This window comes from Bacillus sp. JZ39 (genome assembly GCF_053903145.1).
This window is the reverse complement of record NZ_CP096389.1, coordinates 1,862,827-1,883,904: the sequence shown is the minus strand read 5'-3', so window position 1 is coordinate 1,883,904 and position 21,078 is coordinate 1,862,827. Positions and strand designations below refer to the sequence as shown.

At 39.1% G+C, this 21,078-nt stretch carries 24 protein-coding genes and 2 pseudogenes; 9 read left to right on the top strand and 17 right to left on the bottom strand.

Translation table 11 applies throughout. The features are described from left to right. Positions 1–30: 30 nt before the first annotated feature. The 8 genes from M1D65_RS09525 to M1D65_RS09490 all read right to left on the bottom strand — a co-directional run bounded on the left by M1D65_RS09525 (position 31) and on the right by M1D65_RS09490 (position 7,752). Positions 31–1,671 carry a YndJ family protein gene (locus M1D65_RS09525; RefSeq protein ID WP_456270852.1) on the bottom strand — a complete coding sequence of 547 codons (1,641 nt, stop codon included), beginning with the start codon at positions 1,669–1,671 and terminating at the stop codon, positions 31–33. After that, a complete protein-coding gene (locus M1D65_RS09520; RefSeq protein WP_029726669.1) occupies positions 1,668–2,285 on the bottom strand; it encodes a DUF4166 domain-containing protein in 618 nt (205 codons plus the stop codon). Before M1D65_RS09520 ends, M1D65_RS09525 begins: the two co-directional genes overlap by 4 nt. 4 nt (positions 2,286–2,289) lie before the next feature. After that, positions 2,290–3,096, bottom strand: coding sequence for a hypothetical protein (locus M1D65_RS09515; RefSeq protein ID WP_038827866.1), 807 nt, complete (start codon positions 3,094–3,096; stop codon positions 2,290–2,292). A gap of 126 nt (positions 3,097–3,222) precedes the next feature. Beyond that, a complete protein-coding gene (locus M1D65_RS09510) occupies positions 3,223–4,437 on the bottom strand; it encodes a Ger(x)C family spore germination protein (RefSeq protein ID WP_038827867.1) in 1,215 nt (404 codons plus the stop codon). Next, a complete protein-coding gene (locus M1D65_RS09505) occupies positions 4,427–5,518 on the bottom strand; it encodes a spore germination protein (RefSeq protein ID WP_064671429.1) in 1,092 nt (363 codons plus the stop codon). The genes M1D65_RS09510 and M1D65_RS09505 overlap by 11 nt, the downstream gene beginning before the upstream one ends. Positions 5,519–5,547: 29 nt before the next feature. Next, on the bottom strand, positions 5,548–7,110 hold the full coding sequence (locus M1D65_RS09500) for a spore germination protein (protein ID WP_074794553.1): 1,563 nt from the start codon (positions 7,108–7,110) through the stop codon (positions 5,548–5,550). Positions 7,111–7,403: 293 nt separating this feature from the next. Then, a complete protein-coding gene (locus M1D65_RS09495) occupies positions 7,404–7,592 on the bottom strand; it encodes a hypothetical protein (protein WP_021479214.1) in 189 nt (62 codons plus the stop codon). A gap of 37 nt (positions 7,593–7,629) precedes the next feature. After that, entirely contained in the window at positions 7,630–7,752 is a 123-nt protein-coding gene (locus M1D65_RS09490) for a hypothetical protein (protein WP_015713998.1), read from the bottom strand. Positions 7,753–7,901: 149 nt separating this feature from the next. Between M1D65_RS09490 and M1D65_RS09485 the strand changes: the two genes are divergently transcribed. Beyond that, on the top strand, positions 7,902–8,336 hold the full coding sequence (locus M1D65_RS09485) for an SRPBCC family protein (RefSeq protein WP_064671428.1): 435 nt from the start codon (positions 7,902–7,904) through the stop codon (positions 8,334–8,336). A 62-nt stretch (positions 8,337–8,398) separates the two neighbouring features. Here M1D65_RS09485 and M1D65_RS09480 read toward each other — a convergent pair whose 3' ends face one another. Beyond that, positions 8,399–8,797 (bottom strand): hypothetical protein, encoded by a 399-nt coding sequence (locus M1D65_RS09480; RefSeq protein WP_009967329.1) that lies wholly within the window; start codon positions 8,795–8,797, stop codon positions 8,399–8,401. A gap of 16 nt (positions 8,798–8,813) precedes the next feature. Beyond that, positions 8,814–8,973 (bottom strand): annotated as a pseudogene (locus tag M1D65_RS09475) (hypothetical protein). Positions 8,974–9,051: 78 nt separating this feature from the next. On the opposite strand from M1D65_RS09475, the gene tatAC reads away from it, so the two are divergent. The 5 genes from tatAC (at position 9,052) to M1D65_RS09450 (ending at position 11,455) form a co-directional block, all read left to right on the top strand. Beyond that, the gene (gene tatAC, locus M1D65_RS09470) at positions 9,052–9,240 is read left to right on the top strand and encodes a twin-arginine translocase TatAC (protein WP_003231634.1); all 189 of its coding nucleotides are present in this window, start codon (positions 9,052–9,054) and stop codon (positions 9,238–9,240) included. A 175-nt stretch (positions 9,241–9,415) separates the two neighbouring features. After that, on the top strand, positions 9,416–9,640 hold the full coding sequence (locus M1D65_RS09465; RefSeq protein WP_064671427.1) for a hypothetical protein: 225 nt from the start codon (positions 9,416–9,418) through the stop codon (positions 9,638–9,640). A 245-nt stretch (positions 9,641–9,885) separates the two neighbouring features. Further along, positions 9,886–10,242 (top strand): YoqO family protein, encoded by a 357-nt coding sequence (locus M1D65_RS09460; RefSeq protein ID WP_015713993.1) that lies wholly within the window; start codon positions 9,886–9,888, stop codon positions 10,240–10,242. A 160-nt stretch (positions 10,243–10,402) separates the two neighbouring features. After that, a complete protein-coding gene (locus M1D65_RS09455) occupies positions 10,403–11,125 on the top strand; it encodes a YrpD family protein (protein WP_169037558.1) in 723 nt (240 codons plus the stop codon). Positions 11,126–11,167: 42 nt separating this feature from the next. Next, complete coding sequence (locus M1D65_RS09450; RefSeq protein WP_456270851.1) at positions 11,168–11,455, top strand: hypothetical protein; 288 nt, start codon at positions 11,168–11,170, stop codon at positions 11,453–11,455. A gap of 122 nt (positions 11,456–11,577) precedes the next feature. On the opposite strand, the gene M1D65_RS09445 is transcribed toward M1D65_RS09450, so the two are convergent. Next, a complete protein-coding gene (locus M1D65_RS09445; protein WP_038827882.1) occupies positions 11,578–12,417 on the bottom strand; it encodes a thymidylate synthase in 840 nt (279 codons plus the stop codon). Positions 12,418–12,692: 275 nt separating this feature from the next. Further along, positions 12,693–12,857, bottom strand: coding sequence for a hypothetical protein (locus tag M1D65_RS09440; RefSeq protein WP_003231643.1), 165 nt, complete (start codon positions 12,855–12,857; stop codon positions 12,693–12,695). A gap of 380 nt (positions 12,858–13,237) precedes the next feature. Here M1D65_RS09440 and M1D65_RS09435 point away from each other — a divergent pair, with 380 nt between their 5' ends. Further along, positions 13,238–13,519, top strand: a complete 282-nt coding sequence (locus tag M1D65_RS09435; RefSeq protein ID WP_227057519.1) for a hypothetical protein — start codon at positions 13,238–13,240, stop codon at positions 13,517–13,519. 315 nt (positions 13,520–13,834) lie between these two features. Here the strand turns inward: M1D65_RS09435 and dutA are convergent, their stop codons facing one another. Together dutA and M1D65_RS09425 are read right to left on the bottom strand one after the other, a co-directional pair. Next, the gene (gene dutA, locus M1D65_RS09430; protein ID WP_032725805.1) at positions 13,835–14,269 is read right to left on the bottom strand and encodes a dUTP diphosphatase DutA; all 435 of its coding nucleotides are present in this window, start codon (positions 14,267–14,269) and stop codon (positions 13,835–13,837) included. A 29-nt stretch (positions 14,270–14,298) separates the two neighbouring features. Then, entirely contained in the window at positions 14,299–14,760 is a 462-nt protein-coding gene (locus M1D65_RS09425; RefSeq protein WP_029726906.1) for a DUF2691 family protein, read from the bottom strand. Between the two features lie 462 nt (positions 14,761–15,222). Between M1D65_RS09425 and alr the strand changes: the two genes are divergently transcribed. Beyond that, a complete protein-coding gene (gene alr, locus M1D65_RS09420; RefSeq protein ID WP_021479223.1) occupies positions 15,223–16,407 on the top strand; it encodes an alanine racemase in 1,185 nt (394 codons plus the stop codon). A 101-nt stretch (positions 16,408–16,508) separates the two neighbouring features. Here the strand turns inward: alr and M1D65_RS09415 are convergent, their stop codons facing one another. Further along, positions 16,509–17,924, bottom strand: a complete 1,416-nt coding sequence (locus M1D65_RS09415; protein WP_031314948.1) for a sugar porter family MFS transporter — start codon at positions 17,922–17,924, stop codon at positions 16,509–16,511. A gap of 412 nt (positions 17,925–18,336) precedes the next feature. On the opposite strand from M1D65_RS09415, the gene yncB reads away from it, so the two are divergent. Continuing rightward, the gene (gene yncB, locus M1D65_RS09410) at positions 18,337–18,972 is read left to right on the top strand and encodes an endonuclease YncB (RefSeq protein WP_017697666.1); all 636 of its coding nucleotides are present in this window, start codon (positions 18,337–18,339) and stop codon (positions 18,970–18,972) included. A 215-nt stretch (positions 18,973–19,187) separates the two neighbouring features. On the opposite strand, the pseudogene M1D65_RS09405 reads toward yncB, so the two are convergent. Both M1D65_RS09405 and xylB read right to left on the bottom strand, forming a co-directional pair. Continuing rightward, positions 19,188–19,353, bottom strand: a pseudogene (locus M1D65_RS09405) (glycoside hydrolase family 11 protein); the annotation flags it as partial. 104 nt (positions 19,354–19,457) lie between these two features. After that, entirely contained in the window at positions 19,458–20,957 is a 1,500-nt protein-coding gene (gene xylB, locus M1D65_RS09400; protein WP_277709610.1) for a xylulokinase, read from the bottom strand. Positions 20,958–21,078 lie beyond the last annotated feature (121 nt).

Here is a 21,078-nt window from a genome sequence, read left to right as displayed (position 1 = left end):
ACAACTGGCAGACGAAGCTTCTTCTTTGTGTTAGGTTCTTTCAATAGGCTGGTTAATATGTGTAATGCTGTAATGAACAGTTAGAAATTTTATTCCAAACAGCCACATATGATGAACAGCGGTTAATTTGTTGTCATGTGCAGCTTCTATCAGAAAGGTTTCAGATAAAGGAAGCGGACAAGTTCCCGCTATTGTTTGCAGATAAATCTCCTCATCCCCCGCTCTGCTTTTTCTCCGCCTGCTTGTTAAAACCAGCTTCTCCTGATGATGATATGGCTTTAAAATACCTGTCATGCTGCTGAATGGAAGCGGTAAAGAAATATTCATATACCCCTCTCCATTTGAACGATACACTGAATAAAGAGCGGTAAAAATGGTTTCGTTTTTTTCATTTGTTCTAATCCAGGCACGTACTCTTTCCCTTCCGTCTTTTTTCGAATGAACACCTTTTATCTTGCTGTACATCCTATACCAGTCAGGGTTCGTCGAAAGATGTATTTGGCCGATTCTTCTGCTGAACCATTCGTAAACAATTGCAAGCGGCCGAAACCACGTGCTCCATGTTACTTTTGCTTTAATATTGTATTCGATGGTTTGTTCATAAAACGAAAGAATGAGCGGCGCCAGTTTTTCTGGTGAAAAATCTTTTGAACGCAGGCTGCCCATATCATCCACAAGTCCGCTGTACCGAGCGTTATTTTCAGCTTGAATTCTAGCTAAAAATTCTTCTCCAATCTTTCTTTTTCCGTAGATACGGCTGAATGTCTTTACACTGTCTGCATCAAAAGACTTCGGATCCTCTATTCTCCACCCTATGAGAGCGGGCAAGATAACACCAAACGCGTTGACAAAACCGTGAATCCAAATCATCTGATTGATGGTCAATGTAACTTCTTGCCGAAATACACCAAATGAATAAATCATCGAGAAAGCAATCGTTATCATTAAAACAGCGGAAGAAACCCGAATAAGAAATGTCGCCGTCTTGGTGCGAAAAGCTGCCGTGAACACCAAAAATGCATGAAGATAAATCGCCGCCATATAAATGCTAACCGCAATGACATCAAGTGTTTTTGAATATGTGATGCCCAGTGCGATAAGAAGGGGCGAAAGCAAAATCACCCATGTTATCCAACTATACAACATCCGATGTTTTCTAATGGTTCTGCCGAGTAATCCGTTGAAGATCGGGATCAGAAAAGCAGAATAGTGAAAGTGGACAGCAGTAAGCAAAATGATGAGAGGGCCAAATTGCATGATCTGCAAATGGGCAGCATAAGCAAAAAACCAAAATCCTCCTCCCGCCAAATAAATAAGACCGAACAAAACTGATGTCTCTTCGATTCTATGTATCTTTGTTTCCCAAAGGCGGAGGATCGCATACAATGCAATAAAAACTGTGTACATCCACCAGATTAGCGCGAAACCTCCAACCTCCGTCACTAGAGCCAGCACCGCAAAGAATGCGGCTACCGGATAGCACTGGATTAGCCCATATTCCATAAACTGAGCAGCACGAACCGGCGATTGACGAAAAACAAAAGGGAAAATTTCCAGCACAAAAAAAAGAATTGATAACAAAACGAGTGCCTCTGCCACTGAAATATCCGGTGCTTCCGCTGCAAGAAATCCTATAAAACAAAGCGCACTGACTATGCCATTTCGTTTCATGATTCTCTCTCTTCCTCCTGAAACGTTCCTTTATAAAAGAAAAGAGTGCCAAGAATTGTATTTTGCACATGCACTTCAATGGTGAAACAATTCTTTTTTTCATCAAACGTTTCGCAAACTACGGATGTACCGGTCAGCCATTTCGGCAACGGGATTCTTTTTCCAAATATCAATAGCCATTGCTTTCCCGATGTGATTGTAAGAGAGCCGTCAAGAGATGCCTCGAACGTCAAAACAGACAACAGCAGATGAGGTTTGCCGAAGAAATCAAGTATTCTATTTTCTTTCTCGTCATATATCATTATCGCGTCAAAGAAACGTTTTTTGCCTTTAAAGAAAAATGTACGATTCCATTCTATCCCTGTATGTTGTGATTTCAAAAGACAAGTTCTATTTTGTATTGTAAATGGAATGTCTTTGCCTCTTTCTGAAAAGAAGCATCTGAAAAAAACACCCAGCTTTAACAGCATTCTAACCAGAAAAGAGCCTCCGCTTATTTCTGACATCGTTCCCGTCCCGCTGAATGTATGAGACCCGTCTAATTGGTACCGTTTCTGCAGCTTGGGATGCAGCAAATGATAGTTAATAATTGATTTTTCATAAATCGAACTCACAATGTCACTTCTTTCTCTTTCGTTTTGTGCGCCTGGCACTGGGGAGCTGCAGGCTAAGAGCGCCGCTTGCAGCGGAAAACACACTCAATAGAACCCACATGAATATTTCGGAACCTAGACAAGCAAACCCAGCAAAAATACAAGCCTGGACACCATGAATGATCCATTTTCTTTTTAAAGGAATCAGCCACAAAATAGCTAAGCCTATCTCCGCTGTTCCTGCCAATATGCTTGTCTCAACACCTGCAAAGCCTTGATAGAACCAAAACAGGCTGAAAAACAGACACATGAACACATAGATGATAGCGGATCGAATAAAGCGCTTCGGATGTTTATTTTGCTCTACCCAAAGCCTTAATGCATCAAAGCTCCAGGCAGTCGCCCAGCCAAGCAGCGGTCGAAATAATAAACGATCGATCCATCTTCCCGGCAGTCCGTAGGCTGTTTTGTATTGGTACTGTGTTAAAAACGTCATTTTCCCATTTTCTCTCTGTATATACTTCCAGTAGCCGCTTCCATGCCGAATCAGAGATAACGGATGATTAGAGCCAAAAGCCAGTGAAGAAGACCTTTCAGATGAACATTTGTTGAAAACACCGACGGTTTCTCCTGTACCTGACACCTTTAATCCAAAGCCTACCCTTGTTTCGTAAAGAAACTTCTGTTTTTCGCATGGTTGTCTATTCAAATACGTAATATTTGAAAACCGGAGATCCCATTCCTTATGCAGTGATGGGTTTTGTGTATATTCCCAGAGTGTATCCAGATCAGATTTCATTTCGATTTCTACATAAATCGGTTTCTGCCTCACAGCCCCTTCTCCCTTCTATTTCAAGCAATTCCTATATTAGCATATTGGTCGATTTGAAAAGTGTATATCTCTCCAAAAAAAGTATAAAAAAGAGAAGAGAGGTTTCCTTCTCTTCCTTGGGATTCATTACTGAGTTTTAACCGTGCCGTAATGAGTAATTGTGACGTTCACACTGTATGTGATGTCGGCTTTACTGAAGGTGTCATCCCAGTTATTTTTCACCCTTTTCCATAAGTGGGGATATGTAAGTCTTAAAGATTCATCAAAACCCGCAACATCTGCTTTATAATCACGCTGAATTTTTTTTAATACCTGACCAACTATTTTCTTTACTTCGTTTTCAATAGTCGTTTCGAGACGATCTATAAACTGGGTGTCCAACGCCTCTTTTGTGTTCCAGTTTTCAACCAAATCGCCTTCTGATTCAATATCGACATGGAATGAAATATTTTTCCCTTTTACGATTGGCTGAATTTTGCTTTTGATTTTATTGATATCGTACGCTATCGTTTGTTGGCTCTTTTTATCATGGCTTTTGACAACTCCGCCTTTCCCTTCTCCTCTAATCCATGTAATTCCCTCAGTTTCATATTCATTTAAAGTGCCTATCATTTTTTTCGATTTTCCGTTGATTACAGCTGCTCCGGAATACTTGACCGCTCCATTCGCCGCAACCACATTTTGCAGTAAAAAGCTGCTGCCAGAATGCAGTTTTCCAATTAGTTTCGCGAGTGTCATAGGGGGAAGAATTCTGGAAACTTTATGTTCATTTTCACCTAATCCAATCAGCCGAAATGCCGGAATTTCTCCGTTCTCTTTCAGCTGGAGAGCGTCTCTTGCTTCCCCTTTAGCAGATAAAACAAGACAGCTCAGCCTGATTTCATTATCACGAAAAAATTGATCCAGCATTTCGTCGATAGGAAATGTGTGCAGCACATCTTCACTCATGACAACAACTTTTAAATGCGGGCTAAACACTTCTCGGTCCCGTCTTAATGCAACCTCACTTCCGATCTGCTGTAATGAATCCCCTGTTTCACTTATATTAATATACGCTTTTTGCGCTCCTTGTCCGCTACCGCCTCCCCCGCTTGTGCCCGCGCCTGCCGCTTTTTCATTAACAAATTGATAGGTCAGCGTAATGTTGTCTTTTTTCGGATAGCTCCCGCCCTCTTCTTTTAACTCTTTTTCAGTGTTCGTTTCTTTTCCTTTATCAATTGCGATAGCGAATGTGAGACCCAGATCTTCTATTTCCCGACTGCTCCAGCATCCTGTTACGCAAATCATCAGCAGACATACCATGACCATAGCAGGCAATTGACGTTTTAGTTTACTTTTCACCTCTTTTCCTCCATTTCGAAATGACTAACAGCAAAATCGGCAAAGCGCCAAATATATACAAAGCGATATGACTGACCGTATCGCCCAATATAAAGACGTCATTTTCATTTTTCGGCATGCAAGAGAGGATATAAATAACAGGAAGCAGCACAAACATACATGAAAGGGGTTTCTTTTTAAAAACTTGTGAGACTCCCAGGGAAGCTGCATAAAAAGTGATAATAAACGTAGCAAAAAGCTGCATAATCCAAATCACAAGCAGGAATGATTCAAACCGTTCAAATATTAAACCAGGTATTTCAAAACTTCTCATCAGGTCAAGCCCCGGCCATGTTCTCGTCACAACTCCCTCAACTGATAGTGCACCGATTACCATAATTAGCGTAATCATATAAAAACTGGTCACAACGCCTGTCCCGATCACAACCGCTTTCACCGCATTTTTCGGCTTTTTCATAAATGCTACTAAAATGAGCATAATTTCTGAACATGTAAATGAAAGGTTCGTTGTCTTTACTCCTCTGAGAACCGGCATGATTCCATCACCTAATACAGGACGCAAATTGTTGATCTCAAATATGCCTAAACTCATGAGGGCTATCGTTAAAAAGATGATGACCGTAATCGGAAAAATCATTTCAAAAAGCCGTGCAATCGGATCTAGGCCTTGTGTAATTGAATAAAGCCCAATCCAAAGAACTGTCATAATGATGGCCCAAGACGGTGTCCCTTCGAGGAGAAAAAAATCCACGATTTCGGACATGACTCTGACTTCAAATGCACCGAGTGCCAGAAAATAAGTAATAAAAACAATACTTATCAGATGACCGAGCCATTTTCCTACAATATGTCGGGAGTATTCATAAAAGGTCTCCTTAGGATACTGCTGGCTTAATTTAACTATAATCATCCCGGCTATTACCGCTAGGACCCCGCCTAATAAAACTGAAATCCATCCATCAGGAGATTGTGTTTGTTCTGTTACTGTCCGAGGGAGCGTAAGAACTCCGGCAGCAAGCATATAATTAATGATGATAATCGTTGCCTGAGCGGTTGTGATTTTACTGGTTGGGCTGAACATGAGACTTTATCACCATCCTGTCGAGTTCATCACTTCACCCGTTTTGTATTATCTGTATTCATCATTTTAGGCCGGCGCTTCATAACTAAAAGAGGCATTCTGATAACAAAGTCTTTCCAATCTTTTAATTGATAGGGCACTGCCGGACTTGCGTATGGCACACCAAAGCTCTTTAGTTTTACGACATGGCTGCTTAGCAGCAGATAATACATAATGACTCCAAACAATCCAAACACCGCCGCACAAAACATCGCGCCAAACCGAAGCATCCGAAGTGCTATACCTGTGCTATAATGCGGGATGGCAAATGAAGAAATTGCTGTGAGCGCAACAACAATGACCATGATTGGACTGACAATCCCCGCCTGCACAGCTGCTTCCCCGATGATTAATCCGCCAACTATGCCAATTGCGGGTCCAATCGGTTTTGGCAGACGAAGCCCCGCCTCTCTTAAAATTTCGATCGCGACTTCCATAAATAAGGCTTCAATAAGGGATGGGAACGGAACACCTTGGCGCGTCCCGGAAATTGAAATCGCCAGCTTGGTCGGAATTAACCCCGGATGAAAAGAAATAAATGATATATATAAAGCGGGTGCGAATAACGTTATCATTGCTGCGATGAACCTCAGCAATCTGATGAGCGAGCTCGGGAACCACCGTTCATAATAATCTTCAGGCGATTGAAGCATCATGCTGAAAGTGACTGGAACAATCAAAGCAAACGGAGTGCCGTCAAGCAGAATGGCTACTCTTCCTTCCATTAATCCGCTTATGACGCGATCAGGACGTTCTGTACTCTGTACTTGCGGGAACGGGCTCAAATAATTATCCTCAATTAACTGTTCAACGTAGCCTGACTCCGGCAAATGATCGATCTCAATCCCTCTCACTCTTTTTCTTACTTCCTCGACTACTTTTGGATCTGCAATGTCATTCATATAAGCGATAATTAAATCCTTTTTTAATCGTGTTCCTACTTCAAATCTCTGCAATGTTAATTGATCATTTTTTCCTTGCTGTCTCAAAAGAGCTGTATTCGTACTCAACTCTTCTGTAAAGCCTGTGCGCGGCCCTCTGACAAGCGCTTCTGAAAGCGGCTCCTCGATACTTCGATTTTGTTTTTTTACAGTTCCCAGAAGAAAGGCCTGCGGTATTCCATCAATGAGAAGCGCTGTCGAACCCATGAAAACATTCAACACGATATCACTGATTTTCTCTGATTCTATGACATCACCGATTGATACGATTTGATTTTTTATCTGTTTCGAAATTAAAATACCTTTGCCGGATTGAGAAATTTCATCGCTTACCTGATTAGGTTGATTCATGACTAACACTGATAGTCCTTTATTAATCAAGTTCTGATCAGACAGTCCTTCAACAAAGATCAATGCCGCTTTCACATGTAATTGAGTGATTTCAAGCTCACGGAAATGAACGTCCCCGTTATGTCCTATTTTTCTTTTTACATGTTCTAAGTCGTATCCGATGTTACCGGTTAACACATCCTGATCCTGCTTTTCAGCTGTCGAATAATCTGATTTATGCTGCTTCTGTGTTTTGTACTGATTGTTCCGCCACCTCATCATTGCACCTTCTTATACATGAATCCAAGTAAACACTTTATAGATTACATATGGAACGAGAAATACTACTAACGCTTGAAACCACACATTCCAATCAGTAAGTGTTGATATCATGTTATCCATCTGTCATTTCCCCTCTCTCTAATAGGATTATTTTTCCCGTATACCTATTTTTTATGTTCGTCTTTTTTCTCAATAAAAAAAGCATGATGAACATTTCATCATGCTTTTAAAGAAATCAACCTGACCATTTTGCATAATTAACACAAAATGAGCCTTTTAGCAGTCTGGGAAAACTAAAATTCCAGCTTGAAGCTTTCTGCCTGATCTGAAACTTCCACAGGAATCCCCATTATCGTTTTCGGTTTGGAAACGTAAACATAGCGCATTTCTTCCTCTAATTGCTGAAACGCTTTTTCACTAACTAAAATTCTGGCCGGCTTCCCTGGACTGTTATCAATGGCTGCTTTGATTTTTCCAAGCATAAAAAACCTCCTGTTTTAGAAAATGGCTCATTTACTATTAAAACAAAAATCGCAAAATAAATTGGCTGAACAGGAATTCCAGTTCAAACATAACAGTTGCGGCTGAGCAAACAAGCATGAACGAAATGACAACATACACGTCTCTCTCTTTCTCGAACATGCAGAATTCTCCCATTCACAGATCAGACTGGCGACTGACACGCTGTTGAACAGCAGCTCTAGCATAAATAATGCACGCTATGGACATGATCTTATTAGTTATTATATGATTGAATTGAAAAAAACATCATATGTCAAGAGGTAAACGAAATGGCTCAAAACAACGAAAATACATTACCAGATATTACAAAAATCATTACCCTAGAGGCTCCCATTCAGAAAGTCTGGGAGACAGTCTCTACTTCAGAAGGCATTGCCAAGTGGTTTATGCCCAATGACTTTCAGCTCAAAGAAGGACAAGAATTTCACTTACAATCACCGTTTGGGCCGTCCCCTTGTAAAGTTTTGGCTGTTCAAGCTCCAACTGAACTTTCTTTTGAATGGGATACAGAAGGATGGGTCGTTACCTTTCAATTAGAAGACTTGGGGGAAAAGACAGGGTTTACCCTTATTCACAGCGGCTGGAAAGAGCCGAATGAAGTGATCGGCAAAGCAAACGAGAAAAGCTCCGTCGTTCGCGGCAAGATGGATGGCGGCTGGACTGGCATTGTAAATGAACGGCTTCGTAAGGCTATCGAAGAATAAAAAAGAGAGAGTATCTCTCTTTTTTGTTTTTTTCAAGGGGTATACTTCACAATTTGAGTCCATCAATCATAAAACGTAACAGTTTTAGATTTACCAGAGTAATCGGTAACAAAGAACTCGGCCTTGTTATTGCTCCCATCTACAAATTTTCCAATACTGCCAAAGGTGTGGCATTCTCCGGGTGAAAAATAGTTTGCCCCTACATAATCATCAGGATTGTCACCGGGATCATCCTCATATAGGTGCAGTGAAACAGAAAAAGGAGTGCTTCCTGAAAGGCACACTCTAAAATCTCCTCCGGTCGAGTATACCGTCGGACTTGAGTAAGTATATGTGTAAGTCCCCAACTTATCCCACTCTCCAGCCCCCGCAGTTCCGGCTTTTTCTGCTTGTGCCGTTAATGGAAAAACCGCAGCCAACCCTAAAACAGACAAAAATCCAACTACCTTAGTGAATCTCATCAGCTACACCACTCCTCTATTTCAATGATAGCCGCAGATACGTTTGTATCATTTTCGGCAGAGCTACATAATTGATCCAGCCTGCCTCCCTGCTTCTTAGGCAGGTGGCATTGGACATTATATTCAGCAGCAGCCGTTTTATGAATCTGCCTTTGTGCTGGTTTTAAAATGTTCAAAATAAATGCATTCCCATTTGTACTGCTATCTCTTATAATTTGTTTAAAAGGTTGTACTTCAATCAGGGGGAAAAGGATATGGAATTAAGCTTCACAAAAATACTCGTTATTTTGTTTGTGGGTTTTTTAGTATTTGGGCCTGATAAACTGCCGGCGCTTGGCCGTGCAGCAGGAAAAGCCTTATCAGAATTTAAACAAGCAACAAGCGGACTGACTCAGGATATCAGAAAAAATGACTCAGAAAACAAAGAAGACAAACAAATGTAGGATAAATCGTTTGGGCCGATGAAAAATCGGCTCTTTATTTTGATTTGTTTTTGTGTCATCTGTCTTTTTTTAATCATTTGGACAGCCCTTTTTTCCTTCTATGATTTTAACTGTCCAAGCCGCAAAATCTACTCGCCGTATAATAAAGCGTAGTAAAAATAAAGGAGGAGTATATATGGGTTATTACAAAAAATACAAAGAAGAGTATTATACGGTCAAAAAAACGTATTATAAGAAGTATTACGAATATGATAAAAAATACTATGACCACCATGATAAAAAATATGATGACTGTGATTACGACAAAAAATATAATGACTATGATAAAAAATATTATGATCACGATAAAAAAGACTATGATTATGTTGTAGAGTATAAAAAGCATAAAAAACACTACTAAACGCCATTAACATCTCCTCGTTTTTACTTTCCCCCGGCTATTGCCGGGTCTTTTTTGTTTATGCACTATATGTATATTTCTGAATCTTCCCTTTCTATGAAAACCTTGGTGACTGAGTCTAAAAAAGAATGATGAATATTTAGTACATAGTTTAGTTAGTTCATAAGTGAGCGCATTCAGTTTATTGCAGTTACAAAGAAACTTTTATAAACTCTTTGAGGATCATACATAAAAGGAGAGGTTTTTTGTATAGAAACATCGTATTTTATCTCATTTTACTTTGTCTATTTATATCAGTTGTCATGAAAAGCTTTGAGGTGATAAGCACAATAGCCAATGTTATCTGCTTTGTTTTCGTATTGCTGTATTTTAAAGATGAAATGAAAACATACTCACGTAAAGCGTTAGCAATCCTAAGTATTTGTTTTCTTTTCTTAGTCGGTATCTGTGCTTTTATCATTTTACAAGGACAGACATTGATGAAACGTCACCTCTTTTTTACAGGCTGGGAAACGATAGCGGGCATTCTATTAATAATCGTTTCTTTAAGCATTTGTACTTTTATTTTGAGGAAAATTTCAAATCGGTTAAAACGATTGTGATCTTATTATTTCCTTTGTTAAAGGTATACAGCTTTCAGATTGGAGAAGCGTTTCGTCCCTTACATCACTCAAAATGAAATATTTTGTTTATTTATATACATCAATCCAGTTCCAAAATAAGGTATAATAAATGACGAAATCACTATCAAAAGGGGGAATTTTGGTGAAAAAAGTATTGATTGCAGGTGCAGTAGGAACAGCAGTTCTTTTCGGAACCCTTTCATCAGGTATACCAGGTTTACCCGCGGCAGACGCTAAAGTCGCAAAAGCAGCATCCCAGCTGCCTAACGGAATCGGCGGCCGTGTCTACCTGAACAGTACGGGCGCCATTTTTACAGCTAAAATCACGATTCCTGAAACTGTAAAAAACAACGACTCGGTCTCTACTCCCTATATTTATTCTGGCTTTAGAGCAACAAGCGGAACTGAAGCCGATATCGGGCTTCAGTACAGCAAACAATACAACGTCTGGAAGCCCCTCATGAAGGTTGGGTCCAAAAATGAAGAAACGTACATCGAAGGAAAAGACAAATTCACATACAATAAAGGCTTCCGCCCTGGAAGCACAGTCCAAATGACAATCTATAAAAATTTAAGCGGCAATACGCGCATGACCCTTTGGGGAACGAACAATGACGGCTACACCGGACGGATTATCACAGAAATTCAAGGAACCAACATCGGCACGATTTCAAAATGGAAAACACTTGCTACCGCGGCTGTTTCGTATGAAAGCCAGCGTGATGCGATCAAAGCAACCTTTTCGACATCTTTTAACAACATCACAATCGACAATAAAGCCGTCACTCCTGTGGTAGATACACAGGATTTCGCAAAGGTTTCAGTTGCAGGAAATAACGTTACGATCTCTGTTCATAAATAAACGAAGCAGCAAAAAGCCGCCAGCATTGTCTGGCGGTTTTCTTTGGAGCATACTGGTCATAGTTCGTTTCTTCAGCTCTTTTGTTTAAACTTAACTTTAATAAGGGTGGAAACTGGTATGAAATATGAAAAAACAAGTCTTTTTGGAATGATTTTAGTTATTGTAGCACTTCTAATATCTATATATTTTATGTGTAATACAAATGCGTTGGTACCTGCTGGATATGATCTAGCTATTCATGGAATTGTAATATCTAGAACTGTAATGATTGCTTTTACTTTGTATTTAGTTTCAAAGTTAGGATATTTTCTTCTGAATAAAAAAGATTAACTGTAGAGTTAATCTTTTTTATGTATTATACGTGTTTGTCCTTTAATTTTTATTCATCTTCCAGATTGCTTAATGAAATTGGGATACCTGCTATCCATTCACTGCACAATAAAAAGGCAGCATTAAACCGCTACCTCAAATAAAAGCTTGTCCCCATGTTTATAGTTGATTAACTTGAAATCATCAATGGTAAAGTTATAAAAATCTTTCACTTCAGGATTGATCCATAGTTCAGGTGCTTCAAACTGTTCTCTTTCCATTTGAATTTTCAAATTGTCTATATGACGTGTGTACACATGGCAATCCCCAATGTTAAAGATATATTCACCAAGCTCATAACCAGTCACTTGAGCAATCATGCGCTGCAACACATTGTACTGGAATACATTGAATGGATTCCCCAACGCCATATCATTGCTCCGTGCTCTTACCTCGAGGTGGAGCTTACCTTGCTTCACATACCATTGAGTTTCGTATACACATGGCGTTAAGGACATTGCGTCTAAATCATCAGGATTCCACAGCATTGTAATATGTCTGCGTGAAGACGGGTTGTTCTTCAATTGATGAAGAAGATAGTCTACCTGATCCACTTTTTCTCCATTTAGACTTCTGTTTTTCTTCCCCAGCTGAAATCCATATGCATGTCCGATGGTGCCGTCTTCTTGTTTCCACTGATCCCAAATATGTACGCCCATCTTGTTTAAATCATTAACATCATTAGATTTCAGCTGCCAAATCCAGAGCAACTCTTTAATGGCTGTTTTCCAGGCAACCTTTTTTGTCGTTAAAATCGGAACCTCTGAGTTGTCGAATCTCATTTGCTTACTCATTACACTTAGAGTATGTGCCGGTGTTCCATCTGAGTCCCACTTGGTTCTTACATCAAACTCTTCGTCTGAGATTCCATTATTTATAATATCCTTTATAATTGAATTGTATTGTTTATCGAATTGCGTCATGACTATTCATATCCTTCTTTCATTTTCAGTTGCTAAGCATAATTTATTACGAATGCAATATTATCGCAAATACTAAGCACTCGCAGATAAAGTGAGGATCTTATTCCACTCACTGTGTGTTTAAAGAGGAGTTAATAACCCCCTCTTTTACACCTGTATTTCTCCATAACATAGTCTGTCACATAGCTCATAGTTACCGCCAGTTTGGTACATACACCGTTGATAACATTGTTGAGGATTATAAGAAATGGTTTGATATTGCGGCACATAAAAATTCAAATAGTCAGGTGTTTGTGTATACCAAATTGGAAATTGTCTAAACACATTAAATCCTCCAATAGCTTTTTCTGATTTAATGCATTGTATTTTACCTCAATATCAATTGTCATTTGTCCATGTGCAATTGGGCTTTCTTTAAAATAAATTCTCTCTAATTTCATTCATTTTTTTTATGATATTTGGCAGCGGTTCATTCCTTATATGATCTGTTTCTAACCGGTTTTGATGTTTGTTTTTGATGTCTAACTCTAAACCCTTCAAAAGCAGTGTTAAAAATCACATCATAGAGCTCTTGAATCTTAACCATAACGTTCAAATATTCTTCAATGAGAAAGTCCCTTTTTACGTATACTAATCTTCTCTATACACTTTACTATTATTTTACAGTGATTGAGTGCTCTCTCGCTCTTAAACAGCTATCCGTTTTGTTTTTCAGAAAGTGTTTTAAACAGCCTCTTTTTACTATTCTTATTTCATTTGACCATACCATATCATTTAAACTTCATAAATTAAATTCGAATAACATAAAGGAGGAATTTAATTGGGTTATTATAAAAAATATAAAGAAGAGTATTACACTTGGAAAAAAACATATTACAAAAAGTATTACGACAATGATAAGAAGCATTATGATTGCGACAAGTATTATGATCATGATAAAAAACATTATGATTATGATAAAAAACATTATGATTATGATAAAAAGTATTATGACCATGATAAAAAGTATTACGATGATCACGATTATCATTACGAAAAAAAGTATTATGATGACGATGATCATTATTATGATTTTGTCGAATCATATAAAAAACATCACTAAATCTCTTAAACGTCTATTTATTCCCCGGCGACATACCGGGGGCTTTTTTATGATATTTATCGACGATACTCAGATTTTTTTGTGAAGTCTTATGTCTCATTTCATCTTATATTTTGAACTTGTTCTCATGGCTGCTGTAAATTCAATTATTAATGAACACATGTCATTTAACTTGGCTTATTATTAGTGGCATTACTAGTTTGTAGTTGCCTTCCCCTACTTATAAAAATTTAGATAAAAGTATTTCTTTGTACCTTGGCTGAAACCTCCATTGATCAATCACACAGCATGAAGACAGCCAAGGATTTATTTTGTTTACTTAGTACCTGTTGAACCGAGTCCTCCTCTATCCTCGTTTCCCAAATGCTCGACTTCAACCAATTCAACCGCCGGCATTTTCTTCATGATTCTAAACTGGCAGATACGATCACTCTTCTTAATTTCAGTATCACGCAATGCATAAGCAGGAAAGAACCAGAAATCGTTGTCTCCCTTATATGACTCATCGATAACACCCATTGAATTTGTTTGAATAACGCCAAAGTTCTTATATGTACTTGAACGAGGGACGACATGTGCTTCGTAACCTTCAGGCAGCTCCATTGCAACACCTAATGGGACAAGCTTAAATTCATCTTTTTTGATTGTTACATCTTCAGCTGCCCGAAGATCAATCCAGTCTCCCTGCTCAATTTTGCTGATTCTTGTTTGTGTTTCATCTAGATACTTGATTTTAATTTGCATTGTCATGTACTAGCTCCTTTAATTTTTATTGAGTATCATACAGTAAGGCTTGTTCTTGTATCATTTTCATCAGTTATAAATTGAACGTCTTCAAAATCATTCTGTAAAGCATTGAAGTACAGTTTTTCAATGATTTTTTTGTTTTTACAGTAAATCGAAACGTAACTATTATCTGCTATCAAAAGGACAAGTTCGCAATCACTGTCAGCAAACTCTTCATATGTATTGACTTGATTAACCATTTTTCCATATGGAAATGCTTTCAGTTCAACGAAAATGGTATAGTACTGATTCGTTTTTAATTGTTGCTCAAAAACTGCCCCTTCAACAATTGCGTAGTCATGAAAAAGCTCCTCATCATCGAGCTCTCCTTCTACAACAAAATAAGATTCCCCACTCGTTTGCCACCTATAATTAGCTATTTCTACCGGCTGCAGTATTCTCCATAGAAAATTTCCATATTCATTCGGTATTTGAAAACTAACTCCCCTATTCATGTATACCCCTTACTTAAACGATTTTTGTGAATACGAGTTTAATTATATACTCTAATGTTAGGTTTATGGAACAAGGAATCGACTGCCTTTTCAACCGATTATCTTTTACAGAATTTTCTCAGCCCTTCTCATTTAAAAGGTTCTTCCAATGTTCATAACAACGGTAAGTATTTTCCTGATTAGATTTCTCGTTATCATCTACCCTTAGAAAAAAATGTCCCAAAACAAATAATCATTTTTGTAATCCTCGGTCGCCGTATCCATTAACACCCCACTTACAAGCCTCATGTATCCCGTACTTGCTATTCGAACATTGATAAGCACCTTCTCGTATCACATGGATTTGCTGTTGAATGATTTCAAATAAAGTTGAATAAAATAAGATCGAATCATCCAACAATTAACATTTATTCTTGCGGCAATAGGTGGTATTTACAATCCATAAGAAGGAAGGAAGCGTTGATGATAAAGCTTTGCCGAGAAGTTTGGATCGAAGTCAATCTTGATGCCGTTAAAAAGAATTTGCGAGCGATCCGCCGTCATATTCCACATAAGAGCAAAATTATGGCTGTCGTAAAAGCGAACGGTTATGGTCACGGGTCTATAGAAGTGGCACGCCATGCACTGGAACACGGGGCGAGTGAGCTCGCTGTTGCCAGTGTGGAGGAAGGAATCGTTTTACGAAAAGCTGGGATTACAGCGCCTATCCTTGTGCTTGGTTTTACATCCCTTAGTTGTGTAAAGAAGTCAGCAGCTTGGAATATAACATTATCAGCATTTCAGGTTGATTGGATGAAAGAAGCAAACGAGATATTGGAAAAAGAAGCGAGTGCTAACCGGCTGGCCATTCATATTAACGTGGATACCGGCATGGGACGATTAGGTGTACGCACAAAGGAAGAACTTTTAGAAGTAGTGAAAGCCTTAAAGGCAAGTAAATTCCTCAGATGGACAGGGATTTTCACACATTTTTCGACAGCTGATGAACCGGACACAACACTCACAAAGCTGCAGCACGAAAAATTCATCAGTTTTCTCAGCTTTTTAAAAAAACAGGGGATTGAGCTGCCCACCGTGCATATGTGCAACACGGCTGCAGCTATCGCATTTCCGGAATTTAGCGCTGATATGATCCGTTTAGGTATCGGCTTATATGGTTTATATCCTTCAGCCTATATTAAACAACTAAATCTCGTTAAGCTTGAACCTGCGTTAAGTTTAAAGGCGCGCATCGCTTATGTGAAAACCATGCGTACAGAACCCCGAACCGTTAGCTATGGTGCTACATACGTCGCAGAACCTAATGAAGTAATTGCTACACTCCCGATTGGCTATGCTGACGGCTATTCTCGTGCCCTTTCCAATCGCGGGTTTGTTCTTCATCGCGGAAAACGAGTGCCAGTGGCGGGAAGAGTAACAATGGATATGATCATGGTCAGTTTAGGAGAAAACGGTGAAGGTAAACAAGGAGAAGAAGTCGTGATTTACGGTAAGCAAAAAGGAGCCGAGATTTCCGTTGATGAAGTGGCTGAAATGCTCAATACGATTAACTATGAAGTCGTGTCTACATTAAGCCGCCGCATCCCTCGTTTTTATATAAGAGATGGCGAGATTTTTAAAGTATCAACTCCAGTATTATACGTGTAGAACATCTTAAAATGCTGAATCAAAATCCCTCTACCAGAGGGATTTTGTTTTTTCTGAAACTAAAAAAATCCCTCCTATAAGAAGAGAGATTTTCAACATATTTATACCTCAATAATTGATTGTTCAGGAGTATTATGATCGTGTCGAGAACGAAAATGCGCTTCTAATTCTTCAAGTGTACGCCCCTTTGTTTCCGGCATGAATTTGTATACAAAACCGATTGCCAATACACCTAAAGCCACAAATATAAAGAATGTAAAAGACAAACCTACAGAGCTAAGCAAGATCGGGAAAGCAAAACCGATCACAAAGTTTAATATCCAAAGGAAAAAAACACTTATCCCAGAACCAAGTCCTCTTAACCTTTGAGGGAATATTTCCGCTATGACAAGCCAAGTCACAGGTCCTACACACCCTTGCATAAAGGCAAGAAATAAAACGGTCAAAGAAAGCACTACATAAGGAAGTGCCATAGATCCATCAAGCACAATTGAGAAAATCGCAATCAATAGGAGCGCTGTAGTCGTCCCCGCCAAACCAATCAATAATATTGGACGCCGTCTCACTTTTCCGACCAGCCAAATCCCAAATATAACTGCAATAACTGATATCAGCCCATTTCCAATATTAGCGATTAAAGCCGCTTTTGTACCAAAACCAGATTCTTTAAGGATTTGTGTGCCATAATACATAATCGAGTTCACACCTGTAATTTGATTCACTATGGCAACACCGATTCCAATCCATAAAAGACGGCGCAGCCATGGTGTAGAAAAGTCCTTGAGTGATGCCTTTTCTAGTGCTGTATCTTTTTCTACCGCTTCTTGAATTTCTCTACATTCAGCTTCTGCACGTTTATCTTCTCGAATTTGTTTAAGAACTCGCAGCGCCTCACTGTTTTTGCCTTTGGAGATTAGCCATCGGGGGCTTTCTGGTACCTTAAGCATACTGGCAAATAACATGATAGCCGGTACAGCACAAATGACAAGCATGTATCTCCAAACATGTCCCGTATTTGCCATTGTTACACCGAGGATCGCATTAAAAACATATGCTAAAAATTGCCCGCCAACAATCATTAGTTCATTTTGGGTTACCATACGCCCTCTCTTTTCATGCGGTGCCATTTCTGCTAAAAAGGCCGGCACCATCGCCGAGGCTCCTCCAACAGCCAGCCCCAGTAAAAAACGAAAGACCGCCATGATGAAAACGTTAGGTGCTAACGCTGTTCCCAGTGATGCCAGGAAAAATAAAAAGGAAAGATTAAGGATCATTTTACGGCGGCCATATCGATCAGCCAATCTTCCGCATAACAACGCTCCAAACGCGGCACCTAATAAAAGAATACTCGTAACAAGCCCTTCTGTAACCGGTGTTAAATCAAGCTGATCTGGCCTTGCCATAAAAGGTAAAGCTCCATTTATAACTCCGGTGTCATATCCAAAGAGAAGCCCTCCAAAAGTTGCTGAAATCATTATTAATTTCAACCTTCGATTTCGATGTTCATTCATATCCATTTCCCCTGCCTTTATTAAGAATACTTAATAAGCTCTTTCAGTGTGGATATTGAGTCAAAACTAAAGTCATCTCTATCTTAGATTTTCGCCTCTGGATTTGTAACCGTTTACATTTTTAGTCAATAGAATAAACCTAAGCTATTAATTGTTATGTTGTAGTAATGTTTTTGTCACATCATTGTCATTTCTCATATTATCATAATTCCAAAAGCATTTTCAGTCAATATTATTTTCAGGATTATTTATTTCCGCTATGTGATGGTGATGTTTTGATCATCTCGTTGTGAAGTTAACTATTGGCAATTTGAGTGTTATAAGTTCCCTTGAAGTTTTCCATTCACAAAAAATGTCCATATCGTTATAATGATGATGTTTAATCGCGAAAAGAGAAAATGATAAAGAGGGAATCAATATGAAGAAGATTTTGATCAGTATGATCGCAATCGTTTTAAGTATTACTTTGGCAGCTTGCGGATCACATCACGCAGCCAAAAACCATTCAGATTCTAATGGGACGGAGCAAGTCTCTCAAGATACTCAATCTAATGAATATAATCAGACAGAACAAAAGGCCGGCACGCCTCATTCAAAAAAGCAGAAGAAATTGGTTAATGTTACATTAGATAGAGCAATAGATGGAGATACGATTAAGGTTATTTACAACGGAAAGAAAGACACAGTTCGCTACTTGCTCGTTGATACACCTGAGACGAAGAAACCAAATTCTTGTGTTCAACCATACGGTGAGGATGCGTCGAAACGAAATAAAGAATTGGTCAACAGCGGTAAGCTACAGCTGGAATTTGATAAAGGCGATCGCAGAGATAAGTATGGAAGACTGTTAGCATACGTTTATGTTGACGGCAAATCTGTTCAAGAGACATTATTGAAAGAGGGATTGGCCAGAGTAGCATATGTATATGAGCCTAACACAAAATACATAGACCAATTCAGACTAGATGAGCAAGAAGCAAAATCAGATAAACTGTCAATTTGGAGTAAGAGCGGTTATGTGACAAACAGAGGATTTAATGGCTGTGTGAAATAGAAAAACACTGTTCGTTAAAAAAAGCAGCAAACCTAGCAGAATGCAGTTTCCAAAGAATGAGAAAGAGATGATGGCGTGTCTAGTTTCCATTCTGCTTATCAAGCTAAAATCATGCAACTATACTTGTAAAATTTCCGCTGTATAGTAACAATAAAAAACACCCCTTCACGTCAATGTGAGGGGGTTATTTGTGTGTAAACATCTTTCCTATTTCATCATAAATCAAGAGATCCCTCTACCGTCGTTAGCGCGGTTTCATACATCTTACCCATTGGCATTCCTAAGCTTTCCCACTTCTTGAAGTGTTCGCTGACAGAATACGGTTCCGCTCGTTCGTTTTGTCTGCTGGACACTCCAATACTGTTTAAAGGTTGCCATACCTTATTCTCACCATCTTTTCAAAAGAAGGCAGCCATGTCATCAAAGGCCTTTAATGATGATTGATCATTAATTGTTCTTCGGTTGATCTCCAGACAATAACATCATTAGTTTTTTCGAAAGCTCTTCAAAGCTGTATTGAGATCCTTTGTGTGAGTGTAAATGTTCTTATATAAATCAAATAGTGTTTTATATTTTTGTACATTTTGTGCCTTTGGATAAAATGCAGCAGCCTCACGAATGAACTGCTCTGCACATTCTTCAAGGGATTCAAACCAACCGCTTCCAAAGGCAGCCAGCATTGCAGCCCCCATAGCTGGCCCTTGTTCATTTTCTAACTTAATTACCCTCGCATTGAAAATATCAGCTTGCATTTGCAGCCACGTATCATTTTTAGCTCCCCCACCAATAGAAACAACAGTATGAACTGATTTTCCCGCTTCGCGGAATAGCTCAATTGATTCATGTAAAGAGAATGTGATACCTTCCATTATTGCCCTCAAAAAATGCTTTCTATTATGGGCTCCATCCATTCCGATCAAGCTTCCCCGAATAGAAGAATCAGCATGCGGCGTTCTTTCACCAACCAAATAAGGAGTGTATAGCAGTCCATTGGCTCCTATCGGAATAGCTTCCACCCCCTGCAATAATTGCTCAAACGATTCGTTTGGTGCAAACGTTCTTTTAAACCAGTCCAAGCTGTATCCTGCAGCGAGCGTGACGCCCATCGTATAAAAAGAATCCTTTTTTCCATGATTAAAAAAGTGGACTTTCCCTTTAAAGTCTCTTTCTTTTTCTTCTTCGTAGGAAAGTATGACCCCTGACGTCCCAATACTGCATAATGTTTTTCCGGAAGAAAGGATACCTGCTCCAATAGCGCCGCAAGCATTATCTGCTCCCCCAGCGTACACTTTTGTTTTTTCTAATAGCCCGGTCTTGGCGGCAACGTGCGGAAGCAGCGACCCTACACAATCATGAGATTCAACAAGCGGAGGACAAATATCTGCAGAAATACCAATTTGATTGCAAATATCATTGCTCCACTCCTTGCGAGTAATATGTAAAAGTAAAGTTCCTGCTGCATCGGAGTATTCGGTGTGAATGGCACCGGTCATACGGAATCGCACATAGTCTTTCGGAAGCAAAAACACAGCAGTTTTTTTAAAAAGTTCAGGTTCATGTTCCTTTACCCATAACATTTTAGGTAATGTAAACCCTTCTAAAACACGGTTTTTTGTGATGTCAAGCAGATGATCGCCAAATTTCTCGGTCATCCTTATACATTGAGGCGTTGTTCTGGTATCATTCCAAAGAATTGCATTACGTAACACCTGACGATCTTGGTCAAGCAGTACTAATCCATGCATTTGTCCCGAATAGCTTATCCCGTCAATATCCTTGGCTTGAACATTAGATATAGAAACCAATTCAGCCAATGCTTCAATTGTTTGCTGAACCCAGTCTTCAGGATTTTGCTCACTATATCCCGCCTTCTCTTGGATGAGCGGATACCTTTTGGACGTTTCTGCACAAACCTTGCCGTTTTGGTTAACTAAAATGGTTTTAACAGCACTCGTTCCAAGATCTATTCCAATGACATACTTCATTTTTTCACTCCTTGCCCTTTTAAAAAACCATTCACTCTAAATAAATCCTAATTATAGAAGTTACCCGTCATAACAACAAGCAATAGGAAAGGAATCATGACGGGTAATTCAGTGACTTGGT